The following is a 1,198-nucleotide window of genomic DNA, read 5'->3' as shown; positions in this document are numbered from 1 at the left end:
CCATTATCCCCCTTTAATCCTCATAGTTTTAATAGGCTTACTATTTAATTTGCACCTCCTTACTTTTATTTTCAAAAAGGGTCTTGTGGCAAACCACAAACTCTTTTTGTAATTTATAAGAATCGTAAATTTATTTACCCTATAGACCTTATAAAAAGTTTATATCAAACATAATTGATTGTCAAGTTTTTGTATTTATGTATTTTATTTGATATAATTACATCTTATTCTATTTTTCTATTGATATCTGCGATTTCTAATATGGCATAGGATATGTTTTTGAATATTCTAATAAATTAAGTCGTATTTGTTTATTTATTTTCTTATTTTTGCTTTTAGATTGGAAGGGTCTTGTGGCTAAAGCACAAAACCCTTTTAGAATATCTCATAGAAATTAGTTTTATCTATTTACCAAAATTATATTGATCTCCATCTTTATCGAAATAAATTATTGATTTTGGCAAACTTTCAATATCTATTGGATTTCCTTCCGAATCAATAAAGATATTACTATTGGTTTTCTTATAGACTTCATTGCCTGTATTCATCCATTCTATAAATTTTAGCTGAGCTTTTGGATTATTGTTAAGGTAATCTATATTATAAGCTTCCTCACCTACTATTATAGTGTTTTCAGGTAGATTCTCTATTTTCCCTACTATAGTAATCTTTCCTGATGCTATTTTAGCATTTCTTTTTCCATCTAACCCCATATAAACTACTTCCACTTGTAAATCTGATGCAATTAACCCTGCTGGTGCTGTAAAGGAACTTACATAGGTTCCAGGAGTTATTTCTTCCATTGGTATTCCTTCAGAATTAGTTCCCAATTCAAAGGGCAACATTATCTTATAAGAGGCTGTTCCACCAGTAGGTGCATTGAAGCTTATTTCTATCGACTCCCCTGTTTCTAGTATCACATCTTCTGCAGGTTGAACATTAGAAATTATAGATGTGGAATCTATAGTTATTTCCTTTCTAGTTGCATGGTCTGCTAAATCATATAAAGTAAACTCAAACACATTCTCTCCATCTATTAAATCTAAAGTCAAATTTATAACTTTTTCCGTTGGGTCAACTTCTAATAATGGTTCTTCATAAAGATATATTTGACTATCACCTAAGAACAATCTCAAATATCCAAGGTTATCAAACATTCTAATCTCCAATTCAGCTTTTTTATTTTCATAATCTATTT

The 1,198-nt window shown here is 29.4% G+C and carries 1 protein-coding gene; it reads right to left on the bottom strand.

Going from position 1 to position 1,198, the window contains the following annotated elements; genetic code table 11:
* Positions 1–404: 404 nt before the first annotated feature.
* Positions 405–1,198 (bottom strand): hypothetical protein (locus tag C3E89_RS02930; protein ID WP_236911002.1); only part of this gene is annotated, 794 nt, incomplete at its 5' end.

Source organism: Clostridium sp. Cult1 (assembly GCF_021655095.1).
GTDB lineage: Bacteria > Bacillota > Clostridia > Tissierellales > Tepidimicrobiaceae > Schnuerera.
Note: the sequence above shows the minus strand (reverse complement) of the source record. Positions and strands in the feature narration are given on the sequence as shown.